This window comes from Ramlibacter sp. MMS24-I3-19 (genome assembly GCF_050320135.1).
Classification (GTDB): Bacteria; Pseudomonadota; Gammaproteobacteria; order Burkholderiales; family Burkholderiaceae_C; genus Ramlibacter.
Window position 1 is genome coordinate 1,004,030 of record NZ_CP190017.1, and the last position, 19,569, is coordinate 1,023,598.

At 68.7% G+C, this 19,569-nt stretch carries 16 protein-coding genes and 1 pseudogene; 12 read left to right on the forward strand and 5 right to left on the reverse strand.

Annotated elements, in window-relative coordinates:
- Positions 1-3: 3 nt before the first annotated feature.
- The 3 genes from ACPWT1_RS04860 to ACPWT1_RS04870 are packed head-to-tail and all read left to right on the forward strand — an operon-like array spanning position 4 to position 3,535.
- A complete protein-coding gene (locus ACPWT1_RS04860) occupies positions 4-813 on the forward strand; it encodes a carbon-nitrogen hydrolase family protein (protein WP_427914275.1) in 810 nt (269 codons plus the stop codon).
- Entirely contained in the window at positions 810-2,897 is a 2,088-nt protein-coding gene (locus ACPWT1_RS04865; protein WP_427914276.1) for a sensor histidine kinase, read from the forward strand. Before ACPWT1_RS04860 ends, ACPWT1_RS04865 begins: the two co-directional genes overlap by 4 nt.
- Positions 2,897-3,535, forward strand: a complete 639-nt coding sequence (locus ACPWT1_RS04870; protein ID WP_427914277.1) for a response regulator transcription factor — start codon at positions 2,897-2,899, stop codon at positions 3,533-3,535. Before ACPWT1_RS04865 ends, ACPWT1_RS04870 begins: the two co-directional genes overlap by 1 nt.
- 6 nt (positions 3,536-3,541) lie before the next feature.
- Here the strand turns inward: ACPWT1_RS04870 and ACPWT1_RS04875 are convergent, their stop codons facing one another.
- On the reverse strand, positions 3,542-3,739 hold the full coding sequence (locus tag ACPWT1_RS04875) for a hypothetical protein (protein ID WP_427914278.1): 198 nt from the start codon (positions 3,737-3,739) through the stop codon (positions 3,542-3,544).
- On the opposite strand from ACPWT1_RS04875, the gene mltA reads away from it, so the two are divergent.
- Positions 3,684-4,811, forward strand: a complete 1,128-nt coding sequence (gene mltA / locus ACPWT1_RS04880) for a murein transglycosylase A (protein ID WP_427914279.1) — start codon at positions 3,684-3,686, stop codon at positions 4,809-4,811. The two genes, ACPWT1_RS04875 and mltA, sit on opposite strands and share 56 nt — an antisense overlap.
- Positions 4,812-5,070: 259 nt before the next feature.
- Positions 5,071-5,226, forward strand: a complete 156-nt coding sequence (locus ACPWT1_RS04885) for a hypothetical protein (RefSeq protein WP_427914280.1) — start codon at positions 5,071-5,073, stop codon at positions 5,224-5,226.
- Between the two features lie 7 nt (positions 5,227-5,233).
- Here ACPWT1_RS04885 and ACPWT1_RS04890 read toward each other — a convergent pair whose 3' ends face one another.
- Positions 5,234-5,716 carry an Lrp/AsnC family transcriptional regulator gene (locus ACPWT1_RS04890; RefSeq protein ID WP_427914281.1) on the reverse strand — a complete coding sequence of 161 codons (483 nt, stop codon included), beginning with the start codon at positions 5,714-5,716 and terminating at the stop codon, positions 5,234-5,236.
- 109 nt (positions 5,717-5,825) lie between these two features.
- On the opposite strand from ACPWT1_RS04890, the gene ACPWT1_RS04895 reads away from it, so the two are divergent.
- The 5 genes and pseudogenes from ACPWT1_RS04895 (at position 5,826) to ACPWT1_RS04915 (ending at position 15,413) form a co-directional block, all read left to right on the forward strand.
- Positions 5,826-9,389: an indolepyruvate ferredoxin oxidoreductase family protein gene (locus ACPWT1_RS04895; RefSeq protein WP_427914282.1), complete on the forward strand. Its 3,564-nt coding sequence runs from the start codon at positions 5,826-5,828 to the stop codon at positions 9,387-9,389.
- A gap of 143 nt (positions 9,390-9,532) precedes the next feature.
- Positions 9,533-9,856, forward strand: coding sequence for a preprotein translocase subunit YajC (gene yajC / locus ACPWT1_RS04900; protein ID WP_427914283.1), 324 nt, complete (start codon positions 9,533-9,535; stop codon positions 9,854-9,856).
- 52 nt (positions 9,857-9,908) lie between these two features.
- Positions 9,909-11,789 carry a protein translocase subunit SecD gene (secD, locus tag ACPWT1_RS04905; protein WP_427914284.1) on the forward strand — a complete coding sequence of 627 codons (1,881 nt, stop codon included), beginning with the start codon at positions 9,909-9,911 and terminating at the stop codon, positions 11,787-11,789.
- A 10-nt stretch (positions 11,790-11,799) separates the two neighbouring features.
- Positions 11,800-12,749 (forward strand): annotated as a pseudogene (gene secF / locus ACPWT1_RS04910) (protein translocase subunit SecF).
- Between the two features lie 12 nt (positions 12,750-12,761).
- Positions 12,762-15,413, forward strand: a complete 2,652-nt coding sequence (locus tag ACPWT1_RS04915; RefSeq protein ID WP_427914285.1) for a DUF1631 family protein — start codon at positions 12,762-12,764, stop codon at positions 15,411-15,413.
- Positions 15,414-15,490: 77 nt separating this feature from the next.
- On the opposite strand, the gene ACPWT1_RS04920 is transcribed toward ACPWT1_RS04915, so the two are convergent.
- The 3 genes from ACPWT1_RS04920 to ACPWT1_RS04930 form a co-directional block, all read right to left on the reverse strand.
- Entirely contained in the window at positions 15,491-15,970 is a 480-nt protein-coding gene (locus tag ACPWT1_RS04920) for a DUF494 domain-containing protein (protein ID WP_427914286.1), read from the reverse strand.
- Between the two features lie 76 nt (positions 15,971-16,046).
- A complete protein-coding gene (dprA, locus tag ACPWT1_RS04925; protein WP_427914287.1) occupies positions 16,047-17,147 on the reverse strand; it encodes a DNA-processing protein DprA in 1,101 nt (366 codons plus the stop codon).
- Between the two features lie 14 nt (positions 17,148-17,161).
- On the reverse strand, positions 17,162-18,316 hold the full coding sequence (locus ACPWT1_RS04930; protein ID WP_427915511.1) for a LysM peptidoglycan-binding domain-containing protein: 1,155 nt from the start codon (positions 18,314-18,316) through the stop codon (positions 17,162-17,164).
- Between the two features lie 227 nt (positions 18,317-18,543).
- Between ACPWT1_RS04930 and def the strand changes: the two genes are divergently transcribed.
- Both def and ACPWT1_RS04940 read left to right on the forward strand, forming a co-directional pair.
- The gene (gene def, locus ACPWT1_RS04935; RefSeq protein ID WP_427914288.1) at positions 18,544-19,056 is read left to right on the forward strand and encodes a peptide deformylase; all 513 of its coding nucleotides are present in this window, start codon (positions 18,544-18,546) and stop codon (positions 19,054-19,056) included.
- Positions 19,057-19,239: 183 nt separating this feature from the next.
- On the forward strand, positions 19,240-19,560 hold the full coding sequence (locus tag ACPWT1_RS04940) for a hypothetical protein (RefSeq protein WP_427914289.1): 321 nt from the start codon (positions 19,240-19,242) through the stop codon (positions 19,558-19,560).
- The last annotated feature ends 9 nt before the right edge of the window (positions 19,561-19,569 follow it).

A 19,569-nucleotide genomic window follows, 5' to 3' on the forward strand; every position in this document is an offset into this window, starting at 1 on the left:
CGCATGAAGATCGCCGCCATCCAGATGGTTTCGGGCACCCGTCTCGACGACAACCTCGCGGCGGCCGCCCGCCTGCTGGCCGAGGCTGCCCGGCAGGAGTGCGAACTCGCGGTCCTGCCCGAGTTCTTCTGCCTCATGGGCCGCGCCGATACCGACAAGCTCGCCATCCGCGAGCCGGCCGCGGGCGGCCGCATCCAGACCTTCCTCGTCGAACAGGCTCGCGCGCTCGGCATCTGGGTCGTGGGAGGCACGCTGCCGCTTGCCGCCGGCGATGCCGAGCACGTGCGCAACACGAGCCTGGCGTTCTCACCGCGCGGCGAGTGCGTCGCGCGCTACGACAAGATCCACCTGTTTCGCTTCGACCACGGCGACGAGCGTCGCGACGAGGCGCGCGTGATCGAGCCAGGCCTCACGCCGGTGGCCTTCGACCTCCCGGACCGGGCGGGCCGGCGCTGGCGCATCGGCATGTCGGTCTGCTACGACCTGCGCTTTCCCGAGCTGTACCGCGACCTGCATGCCGACGTCCTGCTGGTGCCCAGTGCCTTCACCCACGTGACCGGCGAGGCGCACTGGGAGGTGTTGCTGCGCGCACGTGCCATCGAGAACCTGGCCTATGTCGTCGCGCCCGCCCAAGGGGGGCTGCACGAGAACGGCCGGCGGACCTGGGGACACAGCATGGTCATCGACCCCTGGGGCACGGTGCTCGCCGAACGCAGCGTGGAAGGGGAAGGCCTCGCCGTTGCGATGCTCGATGCCGGGCGGCTGGCCCAGGTGCGCCAGCAGCTGCCGGCGCTGGAGCATCGCGTCCTATGAGCGGCGCACCGCCGCGCGATCCGGAGCCGCTTCGCGCGGCGCGCCCGTCCGCCATGCAGCGCTGGCTGCTGTGGGGCTCGCTCAGCGCCATCGTCGCCAGCCTGCTGGTCACGCTGATCTGGCTGGCGGGGCGCTACGAGGCGAGCCAGGTGCAGTCCAAGCTCGAGCGCGACGCGGCCGAGGCCATGTCGGACATCCGCGCCGCGCTCACGCGCAACGTGCAGTCGCTGCAGGCCTTGCAGGCCACCCCGACGCGCGCCGCCTGGACCCAGGAAGCGCAGCTCCTGCTGCACGATCGCCGCGAGATCCTGCGCATCGAGTGGCGCGATGCCCAGCTCGGCACGCGGTTCGGAGTGGACACGCCCTACCGGCCGCCGGTGTTCGAGCGCTTCGGCCGTGCGACCGCCCAGCCGGAGGTGGCGCTTGCCTGCGCCAACGCCCGACGCAGCAGCGCTGCCGGTTATGCCTCCAGCTACTTCGTGCCGCAGACCGATGGCCTCGGGATGGAGGTGATGGACCTGTGCCTGCCGCAGATGAACGGCGGGCAGCTCAAGGGCTACGTGATCGCCACCTATGCGCTGGGCGAGATGCTGTCCAACATGGTCGGGCCGCAGCTCACGCGAAGCCAGGAAGTCTCGTTCACCGAAGCCGACGGCACCCGCCTCGCGCTGTACGGCAACACGCGACGCGGTTCGCGCGTGTTCACCGCGCAGCAACTGCTGGACCTGCCGGGCAACACGCTCGTGCTGCGCATGGACAGCTGGCGCGGTGCGCCCGAGTTGTTCCCGAACGTGCTCACCGCGCTCGTGACGGCGATGTCGATCGCGCTGCTCGCGGTGCTGTTCCTGCTGGGCAAGGACACGCGTCGGCGTCTCGAGGTCGAACGTGATTTGGCCGACGCGCTGGCATTCCGCAAGGCGATGGAGGACTCGCTCGTCACCGGCCTGCGGGCGCGCGACCTGCGGGGGCGCACCACCTACGTCAACCCGGCCTTCTGTGCGATGGTGGGCTTCTCGGCCGAGGAGCTGCTGGGGCAGGGATCGCCGCAACCGTACTGGCCGCCCGAGATGGTCGGCACCTACCAGAAGCGCCAGGAGATCCGCCTCGCGGGCCGCCACGTACCGCCGCGCGAGGGCACCGAATCGGTCTTCATGCGCAAGGACGGCTCGCGCTTCCCGGTGCTGATCATCGAGGCGCCGCTGATCAACGCCCATGGCGTCCAGACCGGCTGGATGAGTGCCTTCCTTGACATCAGCGAGCAGCGGCGGATCGAGGAGCTTTCGCGCGCCAGCCAGGAACGGCTGCAGGCCACGGCGCGGCTGGCCACGGTGGGCGAGATGGCTTCGCTCCTCAGCCACGAGCTGAACCAGCCGCTGGCCGCGATCTCCAGCTATGCGACCGGCTCGCTCAACATGCTGGAGGTGCCCCCGACGCGGGCGCCCGTGGACCCGGCCGATCTGCAGCTGGCGCTGCGCCGCATCGCGGAGCAGGCCGAGCGCGCCGGCCGCGTGATCAAGAGCGTGCACGACTTCGTGCGCCGTCGCGACAAGGATCGCGAGCCCACGTTGCCCAAGGACCTGATCGAGGCCGTGATGCCGCTGGTGGGGCTGCAGGCGCGCAAGCTCGGCGTCCAGGTGGAGACCCGCGTGCCCGAGGCGCTGCCGCCCGTGCTGTGCGATCGCACGATGGTCGAGCAGGTGCTGCTGAACCTGGCCCGCAATGCGATGCAGGCGATGGACCAGGCCCGCGTGGCGCGGCCCTCGCTGGTGATCCAGGTGCGTCGCGTGGGCAGCGGCGACAGGGAGGGCGCGAAGAGCTGGCTCGAGTTCTCCGTGGCCGACCAGGGGCCCGGCATCCCGCCCGAGGTGGGCGAGCAGCTGTTCACGCCGTTCTTCACGACCAAGGCCGAAGGCATGGGCCTGGGGCTCTCGCTGTGCCGCACGGTCGTCGAACAGCACGGCGGGTTCCTGGCCTTCGAGCCCAACCGTCCGCAAGGTACGATCTTCCGCTTCACCTTGCCGGCACAGGCACCCACCGGATCCGTCCCCCTGCCCGTGCCCCAGCCTGCCGCCACGCTGCCCTGATGCAACCCGCCCCCGACGCCATCGTGTTCATCGTCGACGACGACGAGAGCGTGCGCGACGCGCTCGCATGGCTGCTGCGCTCGCGCCATCTTGCGAGCGAACGCTTCGCCGACGCCGAGGACTTCGCCGCCCTCCTCGATACCGGCTTCGAACCGGTGCAGCCCTGCTGCCTGCTGCTGGACGTGCGCATGCCGGGCATGAGCGGGCTGGCGCTGTTCGAGCGCATCGCCGGCATGCGGCTGGCGCCCGCGATGCCCGTGATCTTCCTCACCGGCCACGCCGACGTGCCGACCGCAGTGGACATGGTCAAGCGCGGCGCCTTCGACTTCTGCGAGAAGCCGTTCTCAGACAACGCCCTGGTCGACCGGGTCGAGCAGGCGCTGCAGAAGTCGGCACAGGTCCAGGCTACGTGGCGCGAGCGCAGCCAGGTGGCCTCGCGGCTGGCGGAACTCACCGACCGCGAGAGCGATGTGATGCGCCTGGTGGCACGGGGCCTGCCGAACAAGCTGATCGCCGACCAGCTGGCGATCAGCGTGCGCACGGTGGAAGTGCACCGCGCCCGCGTGTTCGACAAGATGGACGTGAAGTCGGCGGTGGAGCTCGCCAACGTGCTGCGCGAGGTCGAGCCGCGCGGCTAGCAGTCCTCAACGTGCAGGCGGCTCGTCGTCCTTGGGCGGTTCACCGCCCGGCCGCCCTGAGAACATGGTCCACCAGACGATCGCGACGAAGATCAGCAGCGCCAGCAGCGCTTCCAGGAACAGCAGCAACATGAGATTCGGCTGGGTGGTGACGGCGATTGTAGGAATCCTGGCGGGTTGCGCCGCGCCACTGCCGCCGGACATGCCGCCGCCGGATTCGCCATCCTCGCCTTCGTCCGTCCCTCCTGCCCCGCTCGCGCGCGACGATGCGCCACTGCCGCCCGTGCTGCTGCAAGGCCGCAGCCGCTGGGTGCCGGTGCGGTGGGACGAGTTGCCCGGCTTTGACAGCGACGCGCTGCACGAGGCCTGGAACGCATGGCTGCGCAGCTGCGAGCGGCCGCCGGCTGCCTTCGCGCGCCTGTGTCCCCAGGTGCGGCAGCTCTCGATCGCCAGCGACGACGAGCAGCGGGCCTGGATGCGGCAGCGGCTGCAGCCCTATCGCATCGAGTCCCTGCAAGGTCCGGCCGACGGACTGCTCACGGGCTACTACGAGCCGATGGTCGAGGCGTCTCGCCGGCCGGATGCCGGACGCACGATCCCGCTGTACGGCCCACCTTCAGGCCTCTCGCCCCGCAGGCCGTGGTACACGCGGCAGGAGATCGACACGCTGCCGCAGGCGCGTGCGCAACTGCAGGGGCGCGAGATCGCCTGGGTGGCCGACCCGCTCGATGCGCTGGTGCTGCAGATCCAGGGGTCGGGCCGCCTGCGGGTCACCGAGGCCGACGGTTCGGTGCGCATGGTGCGCGTGGCCTACGCCGGCAGCAACGAGCAGCCGTATCGCAGCGTCGGTGGCTGGTTGCTGCAGCAGGGAGCCTTGCGCGATGCCTCGTGGCCCGGCATCAAGGCCTGGGCGCGCGACAACCCGCAGCGGGTGCAGGAGATGCTCTGGAGCAATCCGCGCGTGGTGTTCTTCCGCGAGGAGGCGCTGGGCGAGTTCGATGCGGCCTTCGGTCCCCGCGGTGCGCAGGGCGTGGCGCTCACGCCCGGTCGCTCGATCGCGGTCGACAAGGAGAGCATCCCGTACGGCACGCCCGTGTGGCTTGCCTCCAGCGGGCCGATGGCGAGCCTGCAGCGCCTGGTGCTGGCGCAGGACACCGGCAGTGCGATCGTCGGCGCGGTGCGTGCCGACTATTTCGTCGGCTGGGGCGCGGAGGCGGGCGATCTCGCCGGCCGCCTGAAGCAGCCGCTGCGGCTGTGGGCGCTGTGGCCACGATGAGGGCGCGGAGCCTTGTGCAGGCCGCGGCGGCAACCTTGCTGCTGATGACGGTCGGATGCGCGTCCCTCGATCCGCCCTCCGTTGCGCCCGCGGTGCAGACCGGATCCGCGCAGGCCCGGCAGGAGCGACAGGGTGAGCCCCCTCGGATCCACCGGCCTCGCAGGGCATCGCCTATGCCTGCGACAACGGGACGACGATCCACGTCCTGATCCGCGAGGACACGCTGACGCTGGCCGGTCTTGCGCAAGGCGAGGAGACGTTGCTGCGCGATGCAGGCGGCGTCACCCCCGAGCAGACGGTCTGGTCGAACGACCGCCTGCGCGCCGAGTTCGGATTGCCGCCCGGCGACGCGGGAGCAGTGTTGCACCTCCTGCAGCCGCAAGCCTCGACGGTGCGCTGCCAGCGCCAGCAGTAGCGAGAGTTCAGGGCTGCGGCTCCAGGTGCCGCAGCGGCAGCGCGCTGCTGTCCTTCACCTCGCCCAGCGAGAAGCTGGTGTGCAGGTCCTTCACGTTGGGCAGGTTGATCAGCACCTTGCGCGCGAATTGCGAGAAGGTGTCGAGATTGCTCGACACCACCTGCAGCTCGAAGGTGCCGGCGCCGCTGATGTAGTGGCACGAGACGACCTCGGGGATCTTGCGGATCGCCTCCTCCATCTCGCGCGTGCGCTCGCCGGTGTTGCGATCGGCGTCCAGCCGCACGAACGCGAGCACGCCCAGGCCGATCTTGTGGCGGTCGATCTCGGCGTGGTAGCCCTTGATGTAGCCGGCTTCCTCCAGCGCGCGCACGCGGCGCCAGCACGGCGCGGCCGACAAGCCCACGCGCTGCGCGAGCTCGGCGTTGGTGAGGCGTCCGTCGGCTTGCAGTTCTTCCAGGATGCGCAGGTCGAACTTGTCCAGGCTTTCCATGATGAGTTCTTCGGAGAAAGATTCTTTCTCATCCTAGCCTGTGGACGGCATCAAAAGCAAAGACTTACCGCGGCCGCGACCCTACACTGCGGCATCCGCTGGAGACACGATGAACGCCCCCCTGCCAGAACACATTCGCAAGGCGCTGGAGACCGTCACCCTCGACGACAAGTATTCGCTGGACTACGGCCGCGCCTTCATGAGCGGCGTGCAGGCGCTGGTGAAGCTGCCGATGCTGCAGCGCCAGCGCGACGCGCTGGTGGGCAAGAACACGGCCGGCTTCGTGAGCGGCTACCGCGGCTCGCCGCTCGGCGGCTACGACCAGGCGCTGTGGAAGGCGAGCAAGTACCTGAAGGCGCAGAACATCGTGTTCCAGCCGGGGGTGAACGAGGAACTGGCCGCCACCGCGCTGTGGGGCACGCAGCAGCTGGGCTTCGTGCCCAAGGCCGAGCAGAAGTTCGACGGCGTGTTCGGCATCTGGTACGGCAAGGGCCCGGGCGTGGACCGCTGCTCCGACGTCTTCAAGCACGCCAACATGGCGGGCACCACGCCGTGGGGCGGGGTGATCGCGGTGGCTGGCGACGACCACGTGGCCAAGAGTTCCACCGCGGCGCACCAGAGCGACCACATCTTCAAGGCCTGCGGGCTGCCGGTGTTTTTCCCCACGAACGTGCAGGAAATCCTGGACCTGGGCGTGCACGCGTTTGCCATGAGCCGCTATGCCGGCGTGTGGACCGGCATGAAGACGATCCAGGAAATCGTGGAGTCCAGCGCCACGGCGATGATCGATCCCGAGCGCGTGCAGATCCAGCTGCCGCAGGACTTCACGATGCCGCCCGGCGGCGTGCACATCCGCTGGCCCGACGCGGCCCTCGAGCAGGAGTCGCGCCTGTTCGACTTCAAGTGGTACGCCGCACTGGCGTACATCCGCGCCAACCGCCTGAACCACAACGTGATCGAAGGCCCGAACGACCGCTTCGGCATCATTGCCAGCGGCAAGGCGTACAACGACACGCGCCAGGCGCTGGCCGATCTCGGACTGGACGAGGACAGCTGTCGGCGCCTCGGCATCCGCGTGCACAAGGTGGCCGTGGTGTGGCCGCTGGAAGCGCAGATCACGCGCGCCTTCGCCACAGGCCTGCGCGAGATCCTGGTGGTCGAGGAGAAGCGCCAGGTCATCGAGTACCAGCTGAAGGAGGAGCTCTATAACTGGCGCTCAGACGTGCGCCCCACCGTGGTCGGCAAGTTCGACGAGGCCGAGGGCGACTACAGCGGCGGCGAATGGTCGATGCCCAATCCGTCTGCCAACACCCTGCTGCGCGCGAATGCGGACCTGTCGCCGGCGCTGATCGCGCGCGCGATCGCGCGTCGCCTGAAGAAGCTGGGCCTGGATGCGGACACCACGGCGCGGCTCGACGCGCAACTGGCGATCCTGGAGGCCAAGGAGCGTGCGATGCAGGTGCTGGAGGTCAAGGCTGACCGCCTGCCCTGGTTCTGCTCGGGCTGCCCGCACAACACGTCGACCGTGGTGCCGGAAGGCTCGCGTGCCATGGCCGGCATCGGCTGCCACTTCATGGCGACCTGGATGGATCGCTCCACCATCGGCTTCACGCAGATGGGCGGCGAGGGCGTGCCGTGGGTCGGGCAGCAGCCGTTCACCAAGGAGAAGCACGTGTTCGCCAACCTGGGCGACGGCACGTACTTCCACAGCGGGCTGCTGGCGATCCGCCAATCGATCGCCGCGGGCGTCAACATCACGTACAAGGTTCTCTACAACGACGCCGTCGCGATGACCGGCGGCCAGCAGGTCGGCGAACGGCCCGAGGGCCACTCGGTGCTGCAGATCGCGCACAGCCTGGTTGCCGAAGGTGTCGGCAAGCTGGTGGTGGTGACCGACGAACCGGAGAAGTACACCGTGGCCAAGCTGCCGCCCGGCGTGGGCGTGGAGCACCGCGACGAGCTCGATCGCATCCAGCGCGAGTTCCGCGAGATCCCGGGCACCACGGCCATCCTCTACGACCAGACCTGCGCCACCGAGAAGCGGCGCCGCCGCAAGCGTGGCACCATGGTCGATCCGGCAGTGCGCGTCGTCATCAACGACCTGGTCTGCGAAGGTTGCGGCGATTGCAGCGTCAAGAGCAACTGCCTCTCGGTGGAGCCGCTTGAGACCGAGTTCGGCCGCAAGCGCACCATCAACCAGAGCACCTGCAACAAGGACACCAGCTGCCTGAAGGGCTTCTGCCCCAGCTTCGTCACCGTCGAAGGCGGCAAGCTGAAAGGCAAGGCGAAGGCCAAGGCGGCGTCGCCGTACGAACTCGGCGAGCTGCCGCAGCCGGCGCTGCCTGCGCTGCAGGGTGCCTACGGCATCGTGGTGGCCGGCGTCGGTGGCACGGGCGTCATCACCATCGGCCAGTTGCTCGGGATGGCCGCGCATCTCGAAGGCAAGGGCATCGTCACGCAGGATGCGGCCGGCCTGGCCCAGAAGGGTGGCGCCACCTGGAGCCACGTCCTGATCGGCAACTCGCCCGACGAGATCCATACCACGCGGGTCGGCATGGCCGCGGCCGACCTGGTGATCGGCTGCGACCCGATCGTGGCCGCGGGCAAGGAGACCGTGCTGCGCATGCGCCAGGGCCGCACCCGTGTCGCCCTGAATGCGCACAGCACGCCGACCGCGGCGTTCGTGAAGAACGGCAACTGGGCGAATCCGGCCGATGCCTGCCTGGCTGAAATCGCTGGTGCAGTCGGTTCGGGGCAACTGGGCAGCTTCAATGCCGATGCCACCGCAACGAAGTTGATGGGCGACAGCATCTACACCAACCCGATGCTCCTCGGCTATGCGTGGCAGAAGGGCTGGGTGCCGCTGGAGCTCGCGTCGCTGCTGCGTGCCATCGAGCTCAATGCCGTGGCCGTGGACAGCAACAAGGCGGCCTTCGAATGGGGCCGGCAGGCCGCCCATGACGCCGCGCGTGTCGAGCAACTGCTGTCGCCAGCGCAGGTGATCGCGTTCAAGCCGCGCGAGACCCTGGAGTCCCTGGTGGCCCGGCGCGTCGAGTTCCTCACCGCCTACCAGAACGCTGCGTATGCACGCGACTACCTGGCGTTCGTGGATCGGGTGCGTGCGGCCGAAGCGCCGCTGGGCAAGTCGGGCTTGGCGGAGACGGTCGCGCGGAACCTGTTCAAGCTGATGGCCTACAAGGACGAGTACGAGGTGGCGCGCCTGCACACCGAGACCGGGTTCCAGGAGCGCATCGCCGCCATGTTCGAGGGCGACTACAAGGTGAACTACCACCTGGCGCCGCCGTTGCTGGCCAAGCGCAATGCCAAGGGCGAGCTGGTCAAGCGCAAGTACGGCCAGGCGATGACGCTCGGCTTCCGCGTGCTGGCCAGGCTGCGTCGATTGCGCGGCACGCCGTTCGACGTCTTTGGCCACACGGAGGAACGCCGGACCGAGCGCGCGCTCATTGGCGAGTACCGCGCCAGCATCGAGCAGGTGCTGGCCAGGCTCGACGGCGCCAGCCATGCGCTGGCCCTGGAGATCGCGGCGATCCCGGAGCAGATCAAGGGATTCGGCCACGTGAAGGAGCGCAATCTCGTTGCCGCTCGCGAGCGGTGGCAGGCGCTGATGGAGCGCTGGCGCGCCAACCCGGTCCCGGCGCGGCACGCGGCCTGAGTTCCCGGGAAAGCGCGGGGGGATGCGGCGTCGGGGCGCCACCCCCTGCCGACTACAATCCGATGCTTGTGCGCTGCCTGCGCAGCCCCTGTGCTGTCCGGGCGGTAGCGACTTGCAGAACGATCGCATTTCCTGGAGCCACAGTGTTCATTCCGTCCGCCTTCGCCCAGACCGCCACCGGCGGCGGCGACATGCAATCCTCCCTCATGAGCATGCTGCCCCTGGTGCTCATGTTCGTGGTGCTGTACTTCGTGATGATCCGGCCGCAGATGAAGCGGCAGAAGGAGCATCGATCCATGATCGAGGCGCTCGCCAAGGGCGACGAGGTCGCCACCGCCGGCGGCCTGCTGGGGCGCGTCACGCGGCTGGGCGACACCTATGTCGGCGTCGAGATCGCCAACGGCATCGAAGTCCAGCTGCAGCGCAGCGCCGTGGTCCAGGTCCTTCCCAAGGGCACGATCAAGTAACGACCCGTCGCGCGCCATCCGGCGCGCGGCCTGCATTTCCGGTGGTCCCCGCATGAACCGTTATCCGGTCTGGAAGTACGCGATCATCGTGATCGCTCTCGTGGTGGGCGTGCTGTACACGCTGCCTAACCTGTTCGGCGAGGCACCCGCGGTGCAGGTGTCGTCCGCCAAGTCCACCGTCAAGATCGACGCCACCACGCAGGCCAAGGTGGAGCAGGCGCTCGCAGCCGGTGGGGTCAAGCCGGTGTCGATCGCGCTGGACCCGAATTCGGTCAAGGTGCGCCTGGACAGCACCGACACCCAGTTGAAGGCGCGCGACGCCATCCAGAAGGCGCTGGCGCCGAATCCCGACGACGCGCCGTACGTGGTGGCCCTGAACCTGCTCTCGGGGTCGCCCGGCTGGCTCACCGCCATCCATGCCGCCCCGATGTACCTGGGCCTGGACCTGCGCGGCGGCGTGCACTTCATGCTGCAGGTGGACATGCAGGCGGCACTGACCAAGCGGGCCGAATCGCTGGCGGGCGACCTGCGCACCCAGCTGCGCGAGGCGGGCGTGCGGCACGGTGGCATCAGCCGCAACGGACAGGCCGTGGAAGTGCGGCTGCGCGACAGCCAGAGCGTCGATGCCACCAAGCGCATCATCCAGGACCAGTTTCCCGAACTGCAGGCCGTCGACGCGGCCGAGGGCACCGACTACAAGCTGACCGCCACGTTGCGTCCCGAGGCGGCTCGCCGGGTGCAGGAGCAGGCCCTCAAGCAGAACATGACCACCCTGCACAACCGGATCAACGAGCTGGGCGTGGCCGAGCCGGTGATCCAGCAGCAGGGGGCCGACCGCATCGTCGTGCAGCTGCCGGGCGTGCAGGACACCGCCCGCGCCAAGCAGATCCTGGGCCGCACGGCGACGCTGGAGATGCGGCTCGTGGACGAGAGCAGCGAAGGCCGCGCGGCAGAACTCGGCACCGGCCCGGTGCCATTCGGCTCCGAGCGTTACCTCGAGCCCAATGGCAGGCCGGTGGTCGTCAAGAAGCAGGTGATCCTCACCGGCGAGAGCCTCACGGATGCCCAGCCCGGCTTCGAGCAGCAGACGCAACAGCCCAAGGTGGACCTCACCGTGGACGCCAAGGGCGGCCGCATCATGCGCGACGTCAGCCGCGAGAACCTGAAGAAGCGGATGGCGATCCTGCTGTTCGAGAAGGGCAAGGGCGAGGTGCTCACGGCCCCGGTGATCCAGGGCGAGCTGGGGAACCGGTTCCAGATCTCCGGCTCGATGAGCGTCAGCGAGGCCAATGACCTGGCACTGCTGCTGCGCGCGGGTGCCCTCGCTGCGCCGATGGAGATCATCGAGGAGATGACCATCGGCCCGACCCTGGGCGCGGAGAACATCGCCAAGGGCTTCCACAGCGTGGCCTGGGGCTTCGCGACCATCGTGGCCTTCATGGCCATCTACTACATGCTGTTCGGCCTGTTCTCGGGCCTGGCGCTGGCCGTGAACCTGCTGCTGCTGGTGGCCATCCTGTCCATGCTGCAGGCCACCCTGACGCTGCCGGGCATGGCGGCCATGGCGCTGGCACTGGGCATGGCGATCGACTCCAACGTCCTGATCAACGAGCGGGTGCGCGAGGAGTTGCGCAATGGGGTCTCGCCGCAGGCGGCGATCCATGCCGGCTACGACCGGGCCTGGGCGACCATCCTGGACTCCAATGTCACCACCCTGATCGCCGGCCTGGCGCTGCTCGCCTTCGGCTCCGGCCCGGTGCGCGGGTTCGCAGTCGTCCACTGCATCGGCATCCTGACCTCGATGTTCTCCGCCGTCTTCTTCTCGCGCGGCCTGGTGAACCTCTGGTACGGCCGGCAGAAGAAGCTCAAGACCGTTTCGATCGGCACCGTCTGGCGTCCGAGCCCGGAGCAGGCTATAACCAAGGCGGAGTAGGCGGAAACAGATGGAGTTCTTCAAGATCCGGCGGGACATCCCGTTCATGCGGAACGCGTTGGCGTTCAACGTGATTTCGTTCCTCACCTTCGCCGCAGCCGTCTTCTTCCTCGTCACCAAGGGGCTTCACCTCTCGGTGGAGTTCACCGGCGGCACCGTGATGGAGGTCGCCTACAGCCAGCCCGCCGATGTCGAAAAGGTGCGGCAGACCGTCGCCGGACTGGGCTTCACGGACGTCCAGGTCCAGAACTTCGGCACCGCGCGCGACGTCATGATCCGGCTGCCGGCGCAGAAAGGCGTGAGTTCCGCGCAACAGAGCGAACGGGTGATGACGGCGCTCAAGGCCGGTGATCCAGCCGTGTCGTTGCGCCGCACGGAGATCGTCGGGACCAGGTCGGCGAGGAGCTGGCGACCGACGGCCTGAAGGCGCTGGCGATGGTCGTGGTGGGCATCGTCATCTACCTGGCGTTCCGCTTCGAGTGGAAGTTCGCCGTGGCAGCCATCATCGCCAACCTGCACGACGTGGTGATCATCCTGGGCTTCTTCGCCTTCTTCCAGTGGGAGTTCTCGCTGGCGGTGCTGGCGGCGGTGCTGGCGGTGCTGGGCTACTCGGTCAACGAGTCGGTGGTCATCTTCGACCGGATCCGGGAGAACTTCCGCCGCTACCGCAAGATGAACACCGTGCAGATCATCGACAACGCGATCACGTCGACGATCAGCCGCACGATCATCACCCACGGGTCGACCCAGATCATGGTGCTGTCGATGCTGCTGTTCGGCGGCGCCACGCTGCACTACTTCGCCTTGGCCCTGACCATCGGCATCCTGTTCGGCATCTACTCCTCCGTGTTCGTCGCCGCGGCCCTCGCCATGTGGCTGGGCGTCAAGCGCGAGGACCTGATGAAGGCCCCTTCGCGCCGGGACGACAGCAGCGATCCCAACGCGGGAGCCGTGGTCTAGCGCAAGCCAGCAGTGAAACGCACGCAGACTCCTCCTTCGGTTCCGCTCGCGCGCCAGGCGCGCGAGCACTTCGTGAGCCAGCTCGAAGGGGTCCTGCAGCCGTTGTCCGAAGCCATTCGCACGCGGCTCATCGAAGTCGTCGACCAGCCCGGCAGCAGTCGGGAAGCGCAGACGCGCCGCGACGCGATGGTCGAATTCGACCGCCTGCGCAAGGCGTGGCTCGAGGCCACGACCGCCGCGTGGCGCAAGGCGCTGGCACCGCCCAGTGCCAGCGCCAAGGTGCGGCTGGAGGCGCTGAACCTCGAGTTGATCGGCGACGACGTCGTCGAGAACAAGATCCTGGCCTCGCGCCTGGCGCTTTCCATCGCGGAGAAGGCGACCTGGACCCTCAATGACCTGAAGGTGCGCATGCAGCACCTCGAGGACGGCCAGGAACTGGGCCCGCAGGATGTGCTGCGGCCGGAGACCATCGCCCAGTCCATGATCGAGCAGTGGTCCTCGGCGGGGCTGCAGCGCACCACCTGGCAGCTGGCGCAGGAGGTGATCCAGAAGCAGATGACCGAACGCGCGGTCGCAGCGTACGAATCGACCAACGCTTTCCTCGTCGGTCGGGGCGTGCTGCCGGAGATCGATCGCTCCGCAAAGGTCAGGCGGGCCGCCTCGTCGCCCGCGCGTGGGGGTGGGGGCGGGGCTGGTGGTCCGGCTGGTGCCCAGACCGCCCAGGAAGGCGGACTGGCCGGCGGCTCGCCGGGTTCAGGAGGGTACGGAGGCGGCACCACCGGCAGCGGCGTGGGTGGCGGTTCCGGCTTCGCCGGCAGCGGCGCCAGCGGCTACACCGGCGCCGGTGGTGGCGGCGGACGCAGCGGCGTGTCCGGCCAAGCCGTGCCGGGCACTGGCGGCGGCAATGGCACCGGTTCGGGTTCCGGTGGCGGTGGCGGCATCGGCATTTCGATCGGCGGCTCGCCGGCCGCAGTCGGCGGCGGGAGTGGTGGAGGCGGCGGCGGTGGCGGCGGTACCGGCTTCGGCGCGACGGGCTTCGGTCCCAACACCGGCTTCGGCCGCACGCCCGGGGCGCCGGCGACCGCCACGCAGGCGGGGGGCACCCGCGCCGGCGGCGTGGCCGAAGAAACCCGCATGATGACATCCAGCACGCCGCTCGCCCGCGCCCGCATGCGCGCCAGCGGCGTCCTGGGGCAGCTCAAGCGCCTGCTCACCGACCGTGCAGGCTACAACCCCGAGCAGGTCGTGCCGCCTTCGCCGGGCCTGGCTCAGGCCATGAACCAGCAGACCGTGCAGGTGCAGACGCAGGTGCAGACGCGCATCGACGGCCAGGCGACCGTGCAGGAAGTGGTGGTCTACGACGATGCCGCGGTCGAGCGCGTCGCCGTCGACCTGCGCGAGCGCACTGGCGAACTCAAGCGCAAGGCCACCACGCAGACCGAGAAGGCCACCATCGAGATCGTGGCCCTGATGTTCCAGAGCATCCTGTCCGAGGAGCGCATTCCGCCGGCCGTGCGTGTGTGGTTCGCCCGGCTGCAGATGCCGGTTCTACGGGTGGCGCTCGCCGAACCCGAGTTCTTCGGCACGCTGCAGCATCCGGCCCGTCAGCTGATCGACCGCATGGGATCGTGCGTGCTCGGCTTCAGCGCGGCCACCATCACCGGCAGTGCGCTCGAGACCGAGATCAAGCGGGTGGTGCAGGTCATCGAGCAGTACCCGGAGACCGGCCGCCGCGTGTTCCAGCTGGTCTACGAGGAGTTCCAGAAGTTCCTGGCCAAGTTCCTCACCGAGAAGGGCGACACGCAGCGGCTGGTGAGCGTTGCGCAGCAGGTCGAGCAGAAGGAAACGATGGCCGTGCAGTACACCATCGAGTTGCGCAAGATGCTCAACGACCTGCCTGTGCGCGAGGAGCTGCGCGAGTTCCTGTTCAAGGTGTGGGCGGAAGTGCTGGCCGTCGCGGCAGTCAGATTTGGAGCCCAGCACGAGGAGACGATCGCCCTCAAGAAATCGGCGGCCGACCTGGTGTGGTCGGCCAGCGCCAAGCCCAATCGCACCGAGCGTGCGCGCGTGATCCACGACCTGCCGCAACTGCTCCAGCGCCTGCGCAAGGGCATGGCCTTGCTGGGCCTGTCGACCGCCGACCAGGAGAAGCACATCAAGGTGATCGGGGACACGCTGGCCGATGCCTTCATGTCGAAGACCGAAGCGATCCCGCAGGCGCAGATCGATGCCATGACCAAGCGGCTGGCCAACCTCGAGGACTTCATCGCCGACGATCCGGCCGCCGAACTGCCGCTGGATGCCGAAAGCATCGAACTGATGCTGGGCATCGACGCATCGATGATCGAGGTGGTCACCGATGGCGGCTCGCATCCGAGCGACGCGATGATGGCGTGGGCGATGGAACTGCAGCAGGGCAACTGGTTCACCCTCGACCACAGTGGGAAGGTGCACCAGGTGCAGTACGTGTGGCGCAGCGATCGCCGGCAGCTGCACCTGTTCGCTTCCACCGAGGGCCGCAGCTTCCTTGTCCAGGCGCGGCGTCTGGCGTCCTACCTGCAGGCCGGCCTGCTGTTCCCGGCCGAGGAGGAAGCGCTCACCGTTCGCGCCACGCGCGATGCGCTGGCCAAGCTGGACGCGAATCCGGAGCGGCTGCTCGCCTGACGGGGGCACCGAGTCCCGTCAATCTCCAAGAACAAGGCCCGCGATGCGGGCCTTGTCTCATGCTGGAGCGAAGTGGACTAATGAGGCAGTCGTGAGGACGTGTCCTCACACAGCTCGTCGAGCACCAACGCGTCGGGTTCCTGCCCCATGCTCCAGTAGACCATCAGAACGATGATCTTCAGGTCGTCGACGGAGACCGGATCGCCCGGTGCGGCCATCGCGCGATCGACCACGATCTCGCGAAGTGCGGGAGGCAGCACGCCGGCAGACTCGAGAAAGCTGATGAAGCCCAGGCACTGCGACCCGAGGTGATCCTGTTCGGCCACCGAGTAGATGCGCATGCTGTGCACCGACGCGGAGGACAACGGGGCGGATGCGGTCGTATCGAGCTCGGTGCCGTGGGCGACGAGGTGCAGCCCGTCGAGCCAGACCAGCGCCTGCTGGATCTCCTCCGGCTCGAAACCCTGGGCACTCAGCTTGCGACCGAGCAGCTCCAGTTCGGGACACGCGTCCCCGCGCCAGTAGTTTTCGTAGACGAACACCAGCACTTCGAACATGGAGACCAATATAGCCCAGGACCGCATCCCTGCGATGCGTGCATGGAGCGATGTTGCGCTCGCGCGTCGCGTGCGCTCAGCCCTGCTCGATGCGCTGGAACAGGCCGCCCGGCAGGCGCGCCACGCGCCCCTGCAGTTCGAACTCGAGCAGGGCGACCTGCAGCGAGGCCGCGGACATGCCGGTGCGCGCGACGAGTGCGTCCAGGCCGACAGGGTCGTAACCCATGGCGCGCAGCAGCGGCTGTTCGGATGGCGCGATGCGCGCTGCGGGTTGCACGGTGGCCTGCGGCGCGAGTTCCTCGAGCACGTCCTGCGCGGTTTCCACCAGCTTGGCACCTTGCTTGAGCAGCGCATGGCAGCCGCGCGCCTGCGGCGAATGGATGGAGCCAGGGATCGCGAAGACGTCCTTGCCCTGTTCGAGCGCCATGCGCGCCGTGATCAGCGAACCCGATTGCAGCGCGGCCTCGACCACCAGCGTGCCCAGCCCCAGGCCCGCGATGATGCGGTTGCGCTGCGGGAAGTTCTCGGCCAGTGGCGGCGTGCCGAGCAGGTATTCGGAGAGCAGCACGCCGCGCTCGGCGATGCGATGCGCCAGTTCGTGATGCTGGCTGGGATACACGCGATCGAGTCCCGTTCCCACGACGGCGATGGTGGCCAGCTGGCCGTCGGCAGCGCCGTCCAGCGCGCCTTCGTGGGCGGCGCCGTCCACACCCAGCGCGAGACCGGACACCACCGTCAGGCCGGCCTGGGCGAAGGTGCGGCCAAACTGCAGTGCGTGGATGCGACCCTGTGCCGTGGGATTTCGGCTGCCGACGACCGCGATCGCGCGTGGCCACTCGTGAACCGGCTGTCCCTGCGCGAACAGCAGCAGTGGCGGATCCTCCGTCTGCAGCATGGCCTGGGGATACTGCGGGTCAGCCAGCGTGAGCAGGCGGCGGGTGGCCGGGTCGGCCTGCAGCCAGTGCCAGGTCAGGTCGACCTGTTCCCGCCAGCCTTTCGGCTCGGACTCGAGCGCCTTGACGGCCACAGGGCCGGCGCCTGCCGCCAGGGCTTCCGGGCTGGCGTCGAACAGTCGCTGTGGGAGTCCGAAGGTCGCGAGCAGCCGCCGCGCCCCGATGCGCCCGATGCCGGGCGTCATCGCGAGCCGGAGCCAGGCAGCCAGCTCCTCGCGCTCCATCGCGACCTGCCGGGTCAGCGCGGGTTCACCACCCGGTCGCCGATCTGCACTTCCTGGGACGACTGGAGCACCAGGGCATACGACAGCCGCTCGAACGGGCGGAAGACCATCAGCAGGCCATTGCGCTCGTTGGGCAGCTTGATCTCGGTGCTCTCGCCGGGTTGCGAGCGATCCACGATGCGCGCACCGGCACGCTGGACGGCCATCACGTAGCCGGACTCGATGCCGTCCGCCGTGCCCTTGTTGATCACGACCACCTGGTTGTGGCCGACCAGGCCGACCGCGTCGCCGTACACCGACACGATTGCAGCGTCGACCTGCTGCGACGGTGCGCGCGGTGCGTAGCTGGTGATCTGGCGCTCGGGCTCGGGCAGCAGGCGATCGCCCACGCGCATCTCGCTGCGGGCCGAGACAACGTCGAGCGTGGCCGGGACCGGCGTCGTGCGGCTCCCGCCATCGGACGTGACGGTCTCGCTGCCCTCGCCGCGGACCAGGTTGGCGCGACCGAGGAACTGCGCCTCGTAGCCGAGGATGGCGTGGGTGTACGGGTCGCGCAGCGGCGTGGCGCTGCGGAACACGCGGTAATCATTGGCGCGGCCGCCTGCGTCGGACATTGCCTGCCCATCGCTGGAGCGCGCGTACAGCCGGTCGCCCCGGGTGAGAAGCACGCGCTCGTCCGTCGCTGCGACGATGCGCGGGGCGCGTTGCAGCGCACCTTCACCCACGATGATCGGCTCAGCCAGGAACGGCTCGATGGCGCCGGGCGCGAGGGTCGGGATCGAGCCATCGGCCAGCGCCTGGTAGCGGATGCGCGGCGAGACGCGCACGACCTCGGGCGCCGGCTCGCCCTGGACGCGCAGGCGTGCGAGGCCATCGACCTTTTCCAGCACCAGGATCTGGCCCGGATAGATGAGGTGCGGGTTGCGCACCTCGTCCATGTTCATGCCCCACAGTTCGGGCCAACGCCACGGGCTGGTGAGGTACATCGTCGAGATGGCCCAGAGCGTGTCGCCCTTCTTGACCGTGTAGGTGTCGGGCGCGTTGGGCGCCAGTGCCGACAGCGGGACGCCAGCCTGCGCGACCTGCTGGGCCGTGGCGCGTTGGCCGGGAGTGATGGTCAGGTTGGGTGTCTGCGCCTCGACCGGCAGCGTCGCCAGCACGGCGGCCAGGACAGCTGCGGCACGCCAGGCGTGCGGGGGACACCGCCCAGAACCTTGCGGTGGGCCATCATCTTCTTCCTCCTCGTTGCGGAACTTGACAAATCACTGCCGATTCTGCGGGCAAGCCCTTGATTGGGCAACGTTTATGCCGGAGCGGGACGGCGCGCACGAGCAAAAGTAGCGAAAATAGCCACAGACTGGGTGCCGCTTCCAGGCGCCCCCGCTTCATTCCTTCCATGGCCCTCCTCCCCATCCTCTGCTACCCCGATCCGCGCCTGCACACCGTGGCCAAGCCGGTGCAGGCTGTCGATGCGCGCATCCGCCAGCTCGTGGCCGACATGCTCGAGACCATGTACGACGCCCACGGCATCGGCCTCGCAGCCACGCAAGTGGACGCGCACGAGCGCGTGATCGTCATCGACGTATCGGAGGAGCGCGACCGCCCGTTGGTGTTGATCAATCCCGAGATCGTGTGGGCCAGCCCGGAGAAGCAGGTCAACGAGGAGGGCTGCCTGTCGGTGCCCGGCATCTACGACGGCGTGGAGCGTTCGTCGTCGGTGCGCGTGAGCGCTCTCGACGAGAAGGGCGAGCCGCGCACCATCGAGGCCGAGGGGCTGCTGGCGGTCTGCATCCAGCACGAGATGGACCACCTGCTGGGCAAGGTCTTCGTCGAATACCTGTCGCCTCTCAAGCGCAATCGCATCAAGACCAAGATGCTCAAGTCGCGCCGCGACACGGTGCGCGCCTGAGGAGCCCGCCATGCGCCAACTGCTTGCCGCTGCCGCTGCCGCGCTGGTGCTCGCCGCCTGCGCCGCCAATCCGTACAACGCCGAGCGCGTGCCGGTTGGCGCCAGCCGGCACGCAGTGCTCGAGCGGCTAGGACAGCCTACCCGCACCGTCGCCATTCCCGGGGAGAGCGCCTGCAGTATTCGTTGCAGCCGTTCGGGCAGTTCGCCTGGATGGTCGACCTCGACTCCGCGGGCAAGGTGACCCGCGTGCGGCAGGTGCTCGACACGCTGGACTTCAACCGCATCGTGCCGGGCCGCTGGACCGTCGACGACGTCGAGCGCGAGTTCGGCCCCCCCGCGATGATCGAGCACGTGGGCAGCTGGAACGGCCCGATCCTCACTTACCGCTGGCGCGACATCGACCGCAGCGACATGTTCTATTGGGTCTACGTGGATGCCGCCGGCGTGGTGCAGCGCGCGCATCCGGGCATGGAATTCATCAACGCCCCCGCGGACAAGAACTGAGGCCGGAGC

What these genes read in the sequence shown, in the direction of transcription:
- ACPWT1_RS04860 (WP_427914275.1), top strand. Translation starts at nt 4, where the DNA reads ATGAAGATCGCCGCCATCCAGATGGTTTCGGGCACCCGTCTCGACGAC.
- ACPWT1_RS04865 (WP_427914276.1), top strand. Translation starts at nt 810, where the DNA reads ATGAGCGGCGCACCGCCGCGCGATCCGGAGCCGCTTCGCGCGGCGCGC.
- ACPWT1_RS04870 (WP_427914277.1), top strand. Translation starts at nt 2,897, where the DNA reads ATGCAACCCGCCCCCGACGCCATCGTGTTCATCGTCGACGACGACGAG.
- ACPWT1_RS04875 (WP_427914278.1), bottom strand. Translation starts at nt 3,739, where the DNA reads ATGTCCGGCGGCAGTGGCGCGGCGCAACCCGCCAGGATTCCTACAATC.
- ACPWT1_RS04890 (WP_427914281.1), bottom strand. Translation starts at nt 5,716, where the DNA reads ATGGAAAGCCTGGACAAGTTCGACCTGCGCATCCTGGAAGAACTGCAA.
- ACPWT1_RS04895 (WP_427914282.1), top strand. Translation starts at nt 5,826, where the DNA reads ATGAACGCCCCCCTGCCAGAACACATTCGCAAGGCGCTGGAGACCGTC.
- secD (WP_427914284.1), top strand. Translation starts at nt 9,909, where the DNA reads ATGAACCGTTATCCGGTCTGGAAGTACGCGATCATCGTGATCGCTCTC.
- ACPWT1_RS04920 (WP_427914286.1), bottom strand. Translation starts at nt 15,970, where the DNA reads ATGTTCGAAGTGCTGGTGTTCGTCTACGAAAACTACTGGCGCGGGGAC.
- dprA (WP_427914287.1), bottom strand. Translation starts at nt 17,147, where the DNA reads ATGGAGCGCGAGGAGCTGGCTGCCTGGCTCCGGCTCGCGATGACGCCC.
- def (WP_427914288.1), top strand. Translation starts at nt 18,544, where the DNA reads ATGGCCCTCCTCCCCATCCTCTGCTACCCCGATCCGCGCCTGCACACC.